Here is a 13,568-nt window from a genome sequence, read left to right as displayed (position 1 = left end):
CGACATAAGGGTTGACCATGAAATTTTCGATCGAACGTGCCGATCTGGTGAAAGCCGTTTCCCAGGCCCAGTCCGTGGTCGAACGCCGCAACACCATCCCGATCCTTGCCAACGTGCTGATCGAGGCCGCGCCGGACGGCGTCAGCTTCCGCGCAACCGACCTGGATACCGAGATCGTGGACCGCGCCACGGCGCAGGTCGAACGGCCCGGCGCCACCACCGTCTCGGCCGGGATGCTGAACGACATCGCCCGCAAGCTGCCCGACGGCGCGCTGGTGCAGCTTAGCCTGGATGCCGCCTCGGGGCGGCTTTCGGTGCAGGCGGGGCGGTCGAACTTCAGCCTGGCGACCCTGCCGCGCGAGGATTTCCCGGTCATGTCCTCGTCGGAATACAGCGCGAATTTCTCGGCCCCCGCGGCGGTGCTGCGGCGGCTGTTCGACAAGTCGAAATTCGCCATCTCGAACGAAGAGACCCGCTATTACCTGAACGGCGTCTACATGCATGTCGCGCAGGCCGAGGACGGGCCCAGCCTGCGCTGCGTCGCGACCGACGGCCACAGGCTGGCGCGGATCGACGCGCCGCTGCCCGCCGGGGCCGAGGACATGCCCGGCGTGATCGTGCCGCGCAAGACCGTGGCCGAGCTGCGCAAGCTTCTGGACGATGACGAGGCCGAGATCGCCGTCTCGGTCAGCGAGACCAAGGTGCGTTTCGCGACGCCGACGATCACCCTGACCTCGAAGGTGATCGACGGCACCTTCCCGGATTATTCCCGCGTGATCCCCTCGGGCAATACCCGCAAGCTGGAAGTCGATGCCGGCGATTTCGCCAAGGCGGTGGACCGGGTCGCAACGGTCAGCAGCGAGCGTTCGCGCGCCGTCAAGCTGTCGCTCGACGAGGACCGGCTGGTGCTGTCGGTGAACGCACCCGACGCCGGCGCGGCGGACGAAGAGCTGCCGGTCGCCTATGCCGACGAGCCGCTGGAGATCGGCTTCAACGCCAAATACCTGCACGAGATCGCCAGCCAGATCGAGCGCGAGAACGCGGTCTTCCTGTTCAACGGCTCGGGCGACGCGGCGCTGATCCGCGAGGGCGGCGACACCAGCGCGGTCTATGTCGTCATGCCGATGCGCGTGTGACGCTGAGCCGCCTGCACCTGACCCAGTTCCGCAGCTGGGCCAGGCTGGAGATCGAGGCCGACCACCGCCCCATCGCCATCCATGGCCCGAACGGGGCGGGCAAGACCAATATCCTGGAAGCCGTCTCGATGCTGTCGCCCGGCCGCGGCATGCGCGGCGCGGCGCCCGGCGACCAGGCCCGCAAGGGGCCTGATGTCGGCTGGCAGATCCGGGCCGAGATCGGCCAGCATCAGGTGCTGACCCGCGCCCTGCCCGGCCAGCCGCGCGAGGTGGTGATCGACGACAAGCCCTCGACCCAGCTGGCGCTTGGCCGGCTGATGCGGGTGATCTGGCTGACCCCCGCCATGGACCGGCTGTGGACGGATGCGCCCGAACAGCGGCGGCGCTTCCTCGACCGGGTGACGCTGAGCTTCACGCCGGGCCATGCCGAGGATACGCTGGCTTACGACAAGGCCATGCGCGAGCGCAACCGGCTGCTGCGCGACGAGGTGCGCGACGCCGGCTGGTATCGCGCGCTGGAGGCGCAGATGGCCGAGGCGGGCGCGGCCCTGACGCGCAACCGGCTGGACGCCATCGCCCGGATCATGGCGGCGCAGCAGGGGGCCGAGACCGCGTTTCCCTGGGCCAGCCTGGTGCTGCTGCCCGGCGAGGGCGCGGCCGACGATCCCGACCCGGACAGCATCGCCGCCCGGCTGGCCGAGGGGCGCGGCCGCGACATGGCCGCCGGGCGCACGCTGACCGGCCCGCACCGCGCCGATCTGGGCGCGCATTGGGGGCCGCAGGCGATGCCCGCCGCCCTGTCCTCGACCGGCGAGCAAAAGGCGCTGCTTCTGTCGCTGATCCTGGCCAATGCCCGTGCGCTGGCCGACGAAAGCCCGGTGCTGCTGCTGGACGAGGTGGCGGCGCATCTGGATGCCGATCGCCGCGCCGCGCTTTACGACGAGATCTGCGCACTCAGGGCGCAGGCCTGGCTGACCGGCACCGGCCCGGAGCTGTTCGCGGCGCTGAGCGGCCGGGCGCAATCCCTGGCGGTCGCACGCGAAGGCGACAGCTCGCGGCTGGTCGGGGACGGCTCGTGATCGGCCCCTGACGGGTTTCCTTGTCCGTCGGGACCACCCTTCGGACGCCGGAACGCTCGGCCGTTTCCTGGGTATTTGTCCAACGGAGAAGCGCATCAGGCGTCGAGGTCGATCCAGACCGGGACGTGGTCGCTGGGCTTGTCCTTGGCGCGTTCGTCGCGGTCGATGCCGACGTCGATCAGCAGGTCGGCGGCCTGCGGCGACAGCAGCACGTGGTCGATGCGGATGCCGTTGTCCCTTTGCCAGGCGCCCGCCTGGTAGTCCCAGAAGGTGAAGGGGCCGCGCGTGCTGCCCGGATGGCGCAGGCGCACCGCATCGGCCCAGCCGTCGAACAGGATGCGGCGCAGCGCGGCGCGGCTTTCGGGCTGGAACAGCGCATCGTCCAGCCATTTTTCCGGGAAGGCGGCGTCGCGGGGCTCGGGGATGACGTTGTAGTCGCCCAGCATCGCCACCGGCGTCTCGGTCGCCAGCAGCGCCCTGGCCCGCGCGTGCAGCCGCTCCATCCAGGCCAGCTTGTAGTCGAATTTCGGCCCCGGCTGCGGATTGCCGTTCGGCAGGTAAAGCCCGCAGATGCGCACCGCGCGATGGCCGACCACCGTCGCCTCGATATAGCGGGCCTGTTCGTCGCCGTCGTCGCCCGGCAGGCCGCGGCTGACATCCTCGAGCGGCAGCTTCGACAGGATGGCCACGCCATTGAAGCCCTTTTGCCCGTGGGTTTCGATATTGTAGCCCAGATCGGCGATCGGCTCGCGCGGGAAGCCCTCGTCCTGGGTCTTGATCTCTTGCAGGACCACGACATCGGGCCGGGCTTCGGCAAGCCAGCCGGTCAGGGTCTCGATACGGGCACGGATGCCGTTGATGTTGAATGTCGCGATCTTCATGCGCGCGAGACTAGCCGGCCCGGCGCGCCCGCGCCAGACCGGATCGAAAACCCGCGGTCAGATCGAAAACGAGGTGCCGCAGCCGCAGGAGGCGCTGGCATTGGGGTTGTCGATGGTGAAGCGGGCCCCGATCAATTCGTCGGCAAAGTCGATGGTGGCGCCGGCCAGGAAGGGCAGCGAGACCGGGTCGACCACGACGGTTTGCCCGGCGCCGCTGAGGACCAGGTCGTCCTCGGCCGCCTCGTCCAGGCGGATGTCATACTGGAACCCCGAGCAGCCGCCACCCGCGACCGCGACCCGCAGGGGCCGGGCGGGGCCGCCTTCGTTGATCTCGGCCAGGCGCGCAAAGGCGCGTTCGGTGACCTTGGGGGGCAGGTTCAGACCTGTGTTCATGGGGCGTTCCCGTTTCCGACTTCCGGTCTGGAATATAGGCTCTGGCCCGAACCCTCGCAAGGAACGCAGGACCAGATGACGGCACCCTATGCCTGCCAGCCCCAAGACAGCCGCGGCCGCCGCTGGCCCGAGCGCATGTCCACCTTTCGCAGCCCCTGGCAGCGCGACCGCGACCGCATCATCCATTCCAGCGCCTTCCGCCGGCTGAAGCACAAGACCCAGGTCTTTGTCGAGCACGAGGGGGATTACTACCGCACCCGCCTGACCCATACGATCGAGGTGGCGCAGGTCGCCCGCACCATCGCCGGCGCGCTGGGGCTGAACACCGACCTGGCCGAGACGGTGGCGCTGGCGCATGACCTGGGCCACCCGCCCTTCGGCCATACCGGCGAGGATGCGCTGGCCGCGCTGATGGCGCCCTATGGCGGCTTCGACCACAATGCCCAGGCGCTGCGCATCGTGACCCGGCTGGAACGGCATTACGCCGATTTCGACGGGCTGAACCTGACCTGGGAAAGCCTGGAGGGCATCGCCAAGCATAATGGTCCCGTGACCGGCGAATTGCCCTATGCCCTGGCCGAGGTGAATGCGGAATGGGATCTGGAGCTGCACAGCAATGCCAGCGCCGAGGCGCAGGTGGCGGCGGTGGCCGACGACGTGGCCTATAACCACCACGACCTGCATGACGGGCTGCGCGCGGGGCTGTTCACCGAGGCCGATCTGGCACAATTGCCCGTCGTCGGCGAGGCCTTTGCCGAGGTCGATGCCCTGCATCCCGGCCTGGCGCCGATGCGGCGCCGGCACGAGGCGCTGCGCCGCGTCTTCGGCGTGATGGTCGAGGATGTGATCGCGGTGGCGCAGAACCGCCTGACCGGCCTGCAGCCGCAAAGCGCGCAGGACATCCGCGACATGGAGGGGCCGATCATCCGCTTTTCCAAGCCGCTTTACCAGAATCTCAAGGCGATCAAGCTGTTCCTGTTCCAGCGCATGTATCGCGCCCCCTCGGTGGTGGTCGAAAGGCAGCGCGTGACCGAGATGCTGAACGGGCTGTTCCCGCTGTTCCTGGCCGACCCCTCGAAGATGCCCCCGACCTGGTTCGAGGCCGCCGAGGCCACCGGGGACGAGACCGGGCGCGCGCGGGTGGTGCTGGACTACGTCGCCGGCATGACCGACCGCTTCGCCATCCAGGAGGCGCAGCGCCTGCTGGGCTGAGGACGGGCGCCGCTGGCGACGGGATGGCCGGCATGCGCTTTCCCTACGCGCCGGGGGACGGGGCTTTTTGCCGTGGCGGGCACGCCGGCTGTGCTACGCTTTCCCTGTGCGCGCCGAGGACGGGGCGTTCCCGACGATCTGGTTGCGCAGGTGGAAGCCCTTCCCCTGCGCGCCGGGGACGGGCGATTGAACTCGCGCAAGGGATCGCGCGTTCGCCCCCCAGGTCACGGCAGAAAAGGAGAACGGCGATGATCGTGAATTCCGGTTCGGCGAAATGGGAGGGCGGGCTCAAGGACGGCAAGGGGTCGCTTTCGACCAAGTCCGGGGCGCTGAGCAGCCAGCCCTATGGCTTCAACACCCGCTTCGAGGGGCTGCCCGGCACCAACCCCGAGGAGCTGATCGGCGCGGCCCATGCCGCCTGTTTCAGCATGGCGCTGTCGATGATCCTGCAAGAGGTGGGGATCGGCAATGTGCGGATCGAGACGACGTCCGAGATCGGGCTGGCCAAGGAAGGCGACGGCTTCGCCATCAAGACCGCGCATCTGAACACCAAGATCTGGGGCGACGGCGACAAGGCGGTGATCGAGGATTGCGCGCGCAAGGCCGAAAAGGGCTGCCCGGTCAGCAAGGTGCTGAACGCCGAGGTGACGATGGACGTGACGGTGGCATGAGATCGGCCATGCGGTGCGGCCTTGCGCCGTGCCGCATGCGGTCGAGGTGGCGGTTATGCGGGACGGAGCGGACATTCGGTAATCCCGCTTAGCGGCAACTATCCTCGCTGGCGGAATGCATCGCCTCACACTGCCGTCACGCCGGTAGCCTCAACAGCCCGATCATGGCCGACATCGCGAAACTATTTGCGCAATTTCCATTCTGTCCCAGCCCTTGGCTCTGCTGACGAGATGCGGGATCAGGAGACACCTAGTTGGTCGGCCCATCCATTTGGCATCCCCAAATTGGTGAAACGGCCCGGAAGAGAGATTGGCGGGGCCACATTCCAAGATGCGACGACCCAGTACGGCCTGCTTTGCTTCATCGCCATGAACGATAACCATCAGCGGCCGTAGAGAGGACAAATAGTCCGTTGCGATCTGTGCGCCGATGGACCGAACTGGAGACCGCTGCAACTCCGACGAGTCCTTCGTGGGGAGCGCATTCGAATTAGTTTCTGCTACTCGGAACTGAGAATAGGCCTCTACGAGCTGAGACAGCCGCTTGCGTGTAGGTGAAGTACTGGACTTACCTCTCGCGACCCTGAGCCGCTGATAAACTTCTTCGAAAGCAGATCTGTCGGTTAAAAGCTCACTATAAGTCTCTATAGGGCATTCGGCCGGCGTTATGGGCGTAGCAGGATTGAGTCCGACAATCGCTATCTCGACAGCAAATGGGTCCCCCTCGGTCACAAAAGGTCGGCTCCATCGCCCGCCTATTTCACGAACTAATTGGTCGTACACTGCTACCCCCCCGGTGTGTTGCGTAAAACCGCGATATCAGCAAAGATGAAGGTCAGCCTACGATAACTCCTTTGGCGAAGGTCGGCTTTGTGGTCTCCTCCACGCCGTTCAGGAACCGCGGGGCGACATGCGCGCACCATAGCCCGTCAGACAAGCCGGGCTTTTGCCGAGATCGGCGCGCTTACACCATCATCTCCTTGGTCGCCGTCAGCTTCAGATCGGGATGGTCGCGCTCTACGCGGTCGATGTCCCATTGCAGCCGCGTCAGGTAAACCAGGTCGCCGTCATGGTCCTGCGCCATATGGCCCTTGTTCGTATTGGCGAAAGCCTCGACCTTGTCCTTGGACCCGGACACCCAGCGCGCGCTGGTGAATTGCGAGGATTCGAAGCGCACCGGCAGGCCGTATTCCAGCTCGATGCGGCTGGCCAGCACCTCGAATTGCAGCGCCCCCACCACGCCGACGATGAAGCCCGAGCCGATCATCGGCTTGAACACCTTGGCCGCGCCCTCCTCGGCGAATTGCATCAGCGCCTTTTCCAGGTGCTTGGCCTTCATCGGATCGCCCGCGCGCACGGTCTGCAAAAGCTCGGGCGCAAAGGAGGGGATGCCGGTGAAGCGCAGCGCCTCGCCCTCGGTCAGCGCGTCGCCGATGCGCAGCTGGCCGTGGTTCGGGATGCCGATGATGTCGCCGGCCCAGGCCTCCTCGGCCAGCTCGCGGTCGGCGGCCAGGAACAGGACCGGGTTGCTGACTGCCATCGGCTTCTTGGACCGGACGTGCAACAGCTTCATCCCGCGCTCGAAATGCCCCGAGGCCAGGCGGACGAAGGCCACCCGGTCGCGATGCTTGGGGTCCATGTTGGCCTGCACCTTGAAGACGAAGCCCGTCACCGGCTTTTCCTCGGGGGCGATCTGGCGCTCGGCGGCGTTCTGCGGCTGCGGCTGGGGGCCGAACTCGCCGATGCCGGTCATCAGCTCCTTGACGCCGAAGCTGTTGATGGCGGAACCGAACCAGATCGGCGTCATGTGCCCTTCCAGGAAGGACTTGCGGTCGAAGGCGGGCAGCAGTTCGCGCGCCATCTCCAGTTCTTCGCGCAGCTTTTCCAGCAGGTCGGCAGGGACATGCTCGGCCAGCCTCGGATCGTCGAGCCCGCTGATCTGGATCGACTCGGCCACCTTGTTGCGGTCGGCGCGGTCCATGATCTCCAGCCGGTCGTTGAGCAGGTCGTAGGCGCCGATGAAGTCGCGGCCCATGCCGATGGGCCAGCTGACCGGCGCCACGTCGATGGCCAGGTTTTCCTGGATCTCGTCGATGATCTCGAAGGTGTCGCGGCTTTCGCGGTCCATCTTGTTGCAGAAGGTCAGGATCGGCAGGTCGCGCAGCCGGCAGACCTCGAAGAGCTTGCGGGTCTGGCTTTCGACGCCCTTGGCGCCGTCGATCACCATGATCGCCGCATCCACCGCGGTCAGCGTGCGATAGGTGTCCTCGGAGAAATCGCTGTGGCCGGGCGTGTCCACCAGGTTGAAGCGATAGGGCCCGAAATCGAAGCTCATGGCCGAGGCGGAGACCGAAATCCCCCGGTCCTGCTCCATCTTCATGAAGTCCGAGCGCGTGCGCCGCGCCTCGCCCTTGGCGCGGACCTGGCCGGCCATCTGGATCGCGCCGCCGAACAGCAGGAACTTTTCGGTCAGCGTGGTCTTGCCCGCGTCCGGGTGCGAGATGATCGCAAAGGTGCGGCGGCGGGCGATTTCGGGCGGAAGTTCGGGACGGTTCATCATGCCCGGCCGTTTAGCGCGCGCCGCGCACAGTCTCAAATGGAATCGCGGCTCAAAGGGAATCGGGCTCGAACGGAATCGCGGCTCAGACGAATTGTTCGCGGATCAGCCGTTCCTCCAGCCCGTGGCCGGGGTCGAAAAGCAGGTGATGGCGGATGGTGTTTTCCGAACGGATCTCGACCCACAGCACCGAATCGACGCCGCGCGAATCGGCATCGGCCATCACCGGGCGCTTGTCGGGGTCCAGCACGTCGATGCGCACCGTCGCCGACTTGGGCAGGATCGCACCGCGCCAGCGCCGCGGCCGGAAGGGCGCGATCGCGGTCAGCGCCAGCACGTCCGAGCCCAAGGGCAGGATCGGCCCGTTCGCCGAATAGTTGTATGCGGTCGAGCCCGCCGGGGTCGACAGCAACATACCGTCGCAGATCAGTTCCTCCAGCCGCACCCGGCCGTTCACGCTGATGCGCAGCCGCGCCGCCTGCGGTCCGGCGCGCAGCATGCTGACCTCGTTGATCGCCAGCGCGCAATGCTCGTGCCCGTCGGTGGTGCCGGCGGTCATGGCCAGGGGATTGACCACGGTTTCCTCGGCGGCGCGGATGCGGCCGGGCAGGTCGTCCTCGGAATAGGCGTTCATCAGAAAGCCCACGGTGCCCCTGTTCATGCCATAGACCGGCAGGCCGCGATTCTGGTGCATGACCGACAGCATCAGCCCGTCGCCGCCCAGCGCCACGATCACCTCGGCCTCGCGGATCGGCACATGGCCGTAGCGCGCGGACAGCGTCTCGGCGGCGGTCACGGCGGTTTCGGTGCTGGAGGCGATGAAATGCATCTTCATGCGGCCATCATGGCCAGCCGCCGGGCGGAAGCAAGTCCCGGCGACGCATGGAATATCTACCACCAAGGCGTCGCATCCGTCCTAGCGGGGCGCGGCGAAAGGCGCTAGAAGGCCGGCAAGCCGCTTTTTGCATGAGGACCAGATGACCGACACCGGATTCTTCACCGAGACGCTGGACAGCCGCGACCCCGACATCTTCGGCGCCATCCGCAAGGAACTTGGCCGCCAGCGCGACGAGATCGAGCTGATCGCCTCGGAAAACATCGTCTCCAAGGCCGTGCTGGAAGCGCAGGGCTCGGTGCTGACGAACAAATATGCCGAGGGCTATCCGGGCAAGCGCTATTACGGCGGCTGCCAGTATGTCGACATCGTCGAGGAACTGGCGATCGAGCGCGCCAAAGAACTGTTCGGCTGCGCATATGCCAACGTCCAGCCGAACTCGGGCAGCCAGATGAACCAGGCGGTGTTCCTGGCGCTTCTGCAGCCGGGCGACACCTTCATGGGCCTCGACCTGAACTCGGGCGGGCACCTGACGCATGGCTCGCCGGTCAACATGTCCGGCAAGTGGTTCAACGTCGTCAGCTACGGCGTGCGCCAGCAGGACCAGCTGCTCGACATGGAAGAGATCCGCAGGAAGGCGCATGAGAGCAAGCCCAAGCTGATCCTGGCCGGCGGCACCGCCTATTCGCGCGTCTGGGACTGGGCCGAATTCCGCAAGATCGCGGACGAGGTCGGCGCCTGGCTGATGGTGGACATGGCCCATATCGCGGGCCTGGTGGCCGGCGGCCAGCATCCCTCGCCGCTGCCGCACGCCCATGTCGTGACCACCACCACCCACAAGTCGCTGCGCGGCCCCCGCGGGGGCATGGTGCTGACCAACGACGCCGACATCGCGAAAAAGATCAACTCGGCCGTCTTCCCCGGCCTTCAGGGCGGCCCGCTGATGCATGTCATCGCCGCCAAGGCCGTGGCCTTCGGCGAGGCGCTGCGCCCCGAATTCAAGGACTATGCCGCGCAGGTCGTGGCCAATGCGCGCGCCATGGCGGACGAGCTGATGAAGGGCGGCATCGACATCGTCTCGGGCGGCACCGACAACCACCTGTGCCTGGCCGACCTGCGTCCGAAAGGCGTGACCGGCAAGGCGACCGAGGCGGCGCTGGGTCGCGCCCACATCACCTGCAACAAGAACGGCGTGCCCTTCGACCCCGAAAAACCCTTCGTGACCTCGGGCATCCGCCTGGGCGCCCCCGCCGGCACCACTCGCGGCTTCAAGGAAGAAGAGTTCCGCCAGATCGCCCGCTGGATCGTCGAGGTCGTCGATGGCCTTGCCGCGAACGGCGAGGAAGGCAATGCCGAGGTGGAAGCCCGCGTCAAGGCCGAGGTCGAGGCGCTTTGCGCCCGCTTCCCGCTTTATAACGGCATGTAATCCCGGCGCGGCGCGGGTTCGTTCGGACCCGCGCCGCCCCTTGCCGCCCCTTATTGCCCCGCCAGCCGTTGCCCCGGCCGGACAGCAGGGCGCCCCCGGCACTTGGGCCGGTATCCGGGCCTCTCCCTCCTTTGCCGTCCCGCCCAGCCGGCACAGTTCCTCGCTTCGCCCGGCAGCGCCGAACCTACCACAAGGCGCGCAACCCGGAGCCGACCGCGCGGCTGTCCTGTCGCCAGCGGCGACGGTGCTGCAAGAATCAGGTCCACCAGAGCCAGTCGAGCCGGCTTCAAAGCGGGCGATGCGGACAAGGCGTGCGGCGGAACCCCTTCACGAATCGGAACACCTTCGCCGGCAGGGAGCAAGCGACGCTCAGTCAGCTCACGGCGACTGCGGCTAGCGTGCTGGCTTGGCACAGATACTGCGGCGACGGCCCTGACAATCTTTGGAAAAAGCGGTAATCCATCGCAAACAATTGATCTATATCAAAAACAAGTATGCGACTGCTCTTCCAGCAAGGCGCACGGCAAGTCTCTTCACGAATCGAGGCATCTTCATCGGCGGGGAGCAAGCGCCGTTCCGATCAGCCCGCGGCGGCCTTTCCGGCGCAAGACGCCCAGTTCGGCGCAGATGACTGAACCGCGCGGCCACTCCGTCCCCGGCGACGGCCTGGTCTTGCAAGAAGCGCGATCCAACGTAACCCGTGGATCCGGCTGAAAAGCAGGCCTTCCGAGAGGACGTGGAAGGGCCTCTCCACGAATCGCGACACCCTTGCCGGCGCCCGGCAAGCGACCCTCAGATCAGCCCGCGGCGGGTCATGATCCAGAGGGCGACGGCCCCCAGCAGCAGCAGGCCGAACAGCACGCTGGCCGCGATGCTGGCCGCGCCGCCCCGCAGCCGCATCCCCTGCCCCAGCGGCCGCAGATAGGCCGTCAGCGCCTTGTGCGCATGTTCCAGTCGCGTGAAATCCACTTGGCGCGCCAGCTTGGGCTGGCCGGCCTTGCGGTCGGCCTCGGCCAGGATGCGCGCCTCGCGCCGCAGCCGCCGCGGCAGCGCGCCGCCGCGCTTGCGCAGCATGCTTTCCAGATCGGCCTGCTGGCCGCGCCTGAGGCCGCCGAACCGCGCCGCCATCAGGCTGGCGACCTCGTCCGCCATCGGCCGGATGCTTTCGATGCCCATCGCCCCCATCCCGTTTTCGCCAAGGCTAGCGCCTCTGGCGCCGCTTCGCCAGTGCCGCTAGGCTGCGCGCATGATGCTGAACATGACGATGACAGGAATGGATTCGGATCGCCCGCCGGTGCTGCTGGCACATGGGCTGTTCGGATCGGGGCGCAACCTGGGCGGCCTTGCGCGGCGGCTGGGGGAAAGCCGGCGGGTGATCTCGGTCGACATGCGCAACCATGGCGACAGTTTCCACGATCCCGACCATGGCTATGCCGCGCTGGCCGGCGACCTGGCCCAGGTGATCGCGGCGCAGGGCGGCCGGGCGGATGTTCTGGGGCATTCGATGGGCGGCAAGGCCGCGATGATGCTGGCGCTGACGCAGCCCGACCTGGTGCGCCGGCTGGTCGTCATGGACATCGCCCCCTTCGCCTATGGCCACAGCCAGAGCGGCCTGATCGACGCGATGGAGGCGGTGGACCTTGCCGGGCTTCGCCTGCGCTCCGAGGCGGATGCGCGGCTGGCCGAACACGTCGCCGATCCGGGCGTGCGGGCGTTTCTGCTGCAATCGCTGGACCTCAAGGCCGATCCGCCGCGCTGGAAGTTCAACCTGCCGGCGTTGCGGGACCAGATGCCCCGGCTGGTCGGCTGGCCTGAAGCGCCCAAGGGCGGTTTCACCGGCCCCGCGCTGTTCCTGGCCGGAGAGGATTCGGATTACTGCCGCGCGCCGCAAGCCGAGGCGATCCGCGAATATTTCCCCCAGGCCGAGATCCGCGTCATCCCCGGCGCGGGACATTGGCTGCATGCCGACCGCCCGGCCGAGGTCGCCGAAGCGGTGGCAGCCTTCCTGGACTGATCCCGCCGGCGGCACGGGCCCTTCAGCCGTCGGGACAGCGCAGCGACAGCCGCGCCTCGCCGGTATCGCCGGGGATGCGGCTGCGCAGGCTGTTCGGAATCGCCTGGCATCCGGTCGTCCGCTCGGCGGCGATCACCATCAGCTCCGGCACCACTGCCCGCGCATCCCGGCCAAGGTAGCCCAGGCGGATCACCTCTGCCTGGCTGCCGTCGTGAAAGACGGCGAAGCGGATGCCCTCCAGCGTGATGTCATGCCGCTGGGCGCCGAAAAACTGCGGCGCAGGCGAGGCGCAGGCGGAAAGGAACAGCACAAGAAACAGAATCACACGCATGACGCCTGTCTAGCGACCAACGGTTAAGAAAGCCTTAACAGGCGGGGAACCCCGGCCGGGGGCAGGCGTTGATCCCAAAGGAAAATCCACGCAGGAGACTGAATATGCGTAAAATTATTCACGTTTCGCCCCTGCTTGCACTGCTGGTCCTGGCCGCCTGCCAGACGGTGCAGGGCGCCGGGCGCGACCTGCAAAGCGCCGGACAGGCGATCAGCCGGGAAAGCCAGGAAGCCCAAGCCGGCATGTGATCTGCCTCAGGCGGCCCGGTTGCAGTCCTCGCAAACGGGGGTGTCCGGCAGCAGTTCCAGCCGTGCCGGCAGGATGCTGGTCCCGCAACCCGTGCAAACCCCGTATTGGCCGCTTTCCATGCGGCGCAGGGCTGCCTCTATACGCTCCACCTCGATCTGCTGGACCCTGCCGAGCGCGTGAAAGACCCTCTCTTGCGCGGCTTTCGCATCCTGCAGGCCGGCAGGGCGCAATGCCTTTCCGATAGAGGCCAGGTCGGCAAGAAGCGCCCTGCGCCGCATGATCAGCATGGTCTTGCGCGCATTCAGGTCCATGGAACTTCCTCTCTTGGTCCCGGCGTTCTGGCACAGCTGCGCGGCGGCCCGCTTGACTTGCGTCAAGTTGTCACGGGGCCGCGCGGCGGGCCCCGCCCAGCCGGATCGGCCGGGATCCGCCTGCGGGAGCGTCCCTTTCAAGACAATCCTTGCCGATCGGGCGCCCACTGCCACGGCTGTGACTTGAGCGGCTTGCCAAGGAGATTAGGCTTTGCCGACAACGAGCAGAAAAAAAAGAAAGGAACGAGCATGCGTCGGATGGTTACGGTCGGCCTTTGCCTGGCCGGCATGGCGGTCGCGGGCTGCGAGACGATGCAGGGCGCGGGGCGGGACATGCAGACCGCGGGACAGTTGCTGAGCGAACAGGCGGCAAACAGCCAGGTGCAGATGGGACAGCCGGCCCCCTATGGAGCCGCACCGGCCCCTTATACGCCGCCGGAAGTGGCGCCCGCGCCCTACTGATCCAGGCGGCC

The 13,568-nt window shown here is 67.1% G+C and carries 15 protein-coding genes; 8 read left to right on the top strand and 7 right to left on the bottom strand.

Going from position 1 to position 13,568, the window contains the following annotated elements:
- Window positions 1-17: 17 nt before the first annotated feature.
- Window positions 18-1,136, top strand: a complete 1,119-nt coding sequence (gene dnaN, locus FE811_RS00440) for a DNA polymerase III subunit beta (protein ID WP_036754911.1) — start codon at window positions 18-20, stop codon at window positions 1,134-1,136.
- Window positions 1,133-2,215, top strand: a complete 1,083-nt coding sequence (gene recF / locus FE811_RS00435) for a DNA replication/repair protein RecF (protein ID WP_116220552.1) — start codon at window positions 1,133-1,135, stop codon at window positions 2,213-2,215. Before dnaN ends, recF begins: the two co-directional genes overlap by 4 nt.
- A gap of 95 nt (window positions 2,216-2,310) precedes the next feature.
- Here recF and xth read toward each other — a convergent pair whose 3' ends face one another.
- Window positions 2,311-3,096 carry an exodeoxyribonuclease III gene (xth, locus tag FE811_RS00430; protein ID WP_036754905.1) on the bottom strand — a complete coding sequence of 262 codons (786 nt, stop codon included), beginning with the start codon at window positions 3,094-3,096 and terminating at the stop codon, window positions 2,311-2,313.
- 57 nt (window positions 3,097-3,153) lie between these two features.
- A complete protein-coding gene (locus FE811_RS00425; protein WP_072463508.1) occupies window positions 3,154-3,489 on the bottom strand; it encodes an iron-sulfur cluster assembly accessory protein in 336 nt (111 codons plus the stop codon).
- Window positions 3,490-3,564: 75 nt separating this feature from the next.
- Between FE811_RS00425 and FE811_RS00420 the strand changes: the two genes are divergently transcribed.
- Complete coding sequence (locus FE811_RS00420) at window positions 3,565-4,701, top strand: deoxyguanosinetriphosphate triphosphohydrolase (RefSeq protein ID WP_116220551.1); 1,137 nt, start codon at window positions 3,565-3,567, stop codon at window positions 4,699-4,701.
- Window positions 4,702-4,949: 248 nt separating this feature from the next.
- Window positions 4,950-5,372, top strand: a complete 423-nt coding sequence (locus FE811_RS00415) for an OsmC family protein (protein WP_116220550.1) — start codon at window positions 4,950-4,952, stop codon at window positions 5,370-5,372.
- Between the two features lie 964 nt (window positions 5,373-6,336).
- Here the strand turns inward: FE811_RS00415 and FE811_RS00410 are convergent.
- Both FE811_RS00410 and FE811_RS00405 read right to left on the bottom strand, forming a co-directional pair.
- The gene (locus FE811_RS00410; RefSeq protein ID WP_116220549.1) at window positions 6,337-7,932 is read right to left on the bottom strand and encodes a peptide chain release factor 3; all 1,596 of its coding nucleotides are present in this window, start codon (window positions 7,930-7,932) and stop codon (window positions 6,337-6,339) included.
- Window positions 7,933-8,014: 82 nt separating this feature from the next.
- Complete coding sequence (locus FE811_RS00405) at window positions 8,015-8,764, bottom strand: NAD kinase (protein WP_072462526.1); 750 nt, start codon at window positions 8,762-8,764, stop codon at window positions 8,015-8,017.
- Between the two features lie 142 nt (window positions 8,765-8,906).
- Here FE811_RS00405 and glyA point away from each other — a divergent pair, with 142 nt between their 5' ends.
- Window positions 8,907-10,190, top strand: a complete 1,284-nt coding sequence (gene glyA / locus FE811_RS00400; RefSeq protein WP_116220548.1) for a serine hydroxymethyltransferase — start codon at window positions 8,907-8,909, stop codon at window positions 10,188-10,190.
- A gap of 792 nt (window positions 10,191-10,982) precedes the next feature.
- On the opposite strand, the gene FE811_RS00395 is transcribed toward glyA, so the two are convergent.
- Entirely contained in the window at window positions 10,983-11,366 is a 384-nt protein-coding gene (locus FE811_RS00395) for a hypothetical protein (protein ID WP_036754880.1), read from the bottom strand.
- A gap of 73 nt (window positions 11,367-11,439) precedes the next feature.
- On the opposite strand from FE811_RS00395, the gene FE811_RS00390 reads away from it, so the two are divergent.
- Window positions 11,440-12,204 carry an alpha/beta fold hydrolase gene (locus FE811_RS00390; RefSeq protein ID WP_166435477.1) on the top strand — a complete coding sequence of 255 codons (765 nt, stop codon included), beginning with the start codon at window positions 11,440-11,442 and terminating at the stop codon, window positions 12,202-12,204.
- 22 nt (window positions 12,205-12,226) lie between these two features.
- On the opposite strand, the gene FE811_RS00385 is transcribed toward FE811_RS00390, so the two are convergent.
- Entirely contained in the window at window positions 12,227-12,535 is a 309-nt protein-coding gene (locus tag FE811_RS00385; protein WP_072462525.1) for a hypothetical protein, read from the bottom strand.
- Between the two features lie 104 nt (window positions 12,536-12,639).
- Between FE811_RS00385 and FE811_RS00380 the strand changes: the two genes are divergently transcribed.
- A complete protein-coding gene (locus tag FE811_RS00380; protein WP_036754874.1) occupies window positions 12,640-12,783 on the top strand; it encodes an entericidin A/B family lipoprotein in 144 nt (47 codons plus the stop codon).
- Between the two features lie 6 nt (window positions 12,784-12,789).
- Here FE811_RS00380 and FE811_RS00375 read toward each other — a convergent pair whose 3' ends face one another.
- Entirely contained in the window at window positions 12,790-13,095 is a 306-nt protein-coding gene (locus tag FE811_RS00375; RefSeq protein ID WP_116221649.1) for a TraR/DksA C4-type zinc finger protein, read from the bottom strand.
- A 249-nt stretch (window positions 13,096-13,344) separates the two neighbouring features.
- On the opposite strand from FE811_RS00375, the gene FE811_RS00370 reads away from it, so the two are divergent.
- The gene (locus FE811_RS00370) at window positions 13,345-13,557 is read left to right on the top strand and encodes an entericidin A/B family lipoprotein (RefSeq protein WP_072462523.1); all 213 of its coding nucleotides are present in this window, start codon (window positions 13,345-13,347) and stop codon (window positions 13,555-13,557) included.
- The last annotated feature ends 11 nt before the right edge of the window (window positions 13,558-13,568 follow it).

This window comes from Paracoccus sp. FO-3 (assembly GCF_006386455.1).
Classification (GTDB): domain Bacteria; phylum Pseudomonadota; class Alphaproteobacteria; order Rhodobacterales; family Rhodobacteraceae; genus Paracoccus; species Paracoccus versutus.
This window is presented reverse-complemented; position numbering and strand designations above follow the sequence as displayed.

What these genes read in the sequence shown, in the direction of transcription:
- glyA (WP_116220548.1), top strand. Translation starts at nt 8,907, where the DNA reads ATGACCGACACCGGATTCTTCACCGAGACGCTGGACAGCCGCGACCCC.
- FE811_RS00425 (WP_072463508.1), bottom strand. Translation starts at nt 3,489, where the DNA reads ATGAACACAGGTCTGAACCTGCCCCCCAAGGTCACCGAACGCGCCTTT.
- FE811_RS00415 (WP_116220550.1), top strand. Translation starts at nt 4,950, where the DNA reads ATGATCGTGAATTCCGGTTCGGCGAAATGGGAGGGCGGGCTCAAGGAC.
- FE811_RS00395 (WP_036754880.1), bottom strand. Translation starts at nt 11,366, where the DNA reads ATGGGCATCGAAAGCATCCGGCCGATGGCGGACGAGGTCGCCAGCCTG.
- FE811_RS00385 (WP_072462525.1), bottom strand. Translation starts at nt 12,535, where the DNA reads ATGCGTGTGATTCTGTTTCTTGTGCTGTTCCTTTCCGCCTGCGCCTCG.
- FE811_RS00375 (WP_116221649.1), bottom strand. Translation starts at nt 13,095, where the DNA reads ATGGACCTGAATGCGCGCAAGACCATGCTGATCATGCGGCGCAGGGCG.
- FE811_RS00380 (WP_036754874.1), top strand. Translation starts at nt 12,640, where the DNA reads ATGCGTAAAATTATTCACGTTTCGCCCCTGCTTGCACTGCTGGTCCTG.
- FE811_RS00420 (WP_116220551.1), top strand. Translation starts at nt 3,565, where the DNA reads ATGACGGCACCCTATGCCTGCCAGCCCCAAGACAGCCGCGGCCGCCGC.
- FE811_RS00410 (WP_116220549.1), bottom strand. Translation starts at nt 7,932, where the DNA reads ATGATGAACCGTCCCGAACTTCCGCCCGAAATCGCCCGCCGCCGCACC.
- xth (WP_036754905.1), bottom strand. Translation starts at nt 3,096, where the DNA reads ATGAAGATCGCGACATTCAACATCAACGGCATCCGTGCCCGTATCGAG.
- dnaN (WP_036754911.1), top strand. Translation starts at nt 18, where the DNA reads ATGAAATTTTCGATCGAACGTGCCGATCTGGTGAAAGCCGTTTCCCAG.
- FE811_RS00405 (WP_072462526.1), bottom strand. Translation starts at nt 8,764, where the DNA reads ATGAAGATGCATTTCATCGCCTCCAGCACCGAAACCGCCGTGACCGCC.
- FE811_RS00390 (WP_166435477.1), top strand. Translation starts at nt 11,440, where the DNA reads ATGCTGAACATGACGATGACAGGAATGGATTCGGATCGCCCGCCGGTG.
- FE811_RS00370 (WP_072462523.1), top strand. Translation starts at nt 13,345, where the DNA reads ATGCGTCGGATGGTTACGGTCGGCCTTTGCCTGGCCGGCATGGCGGTC.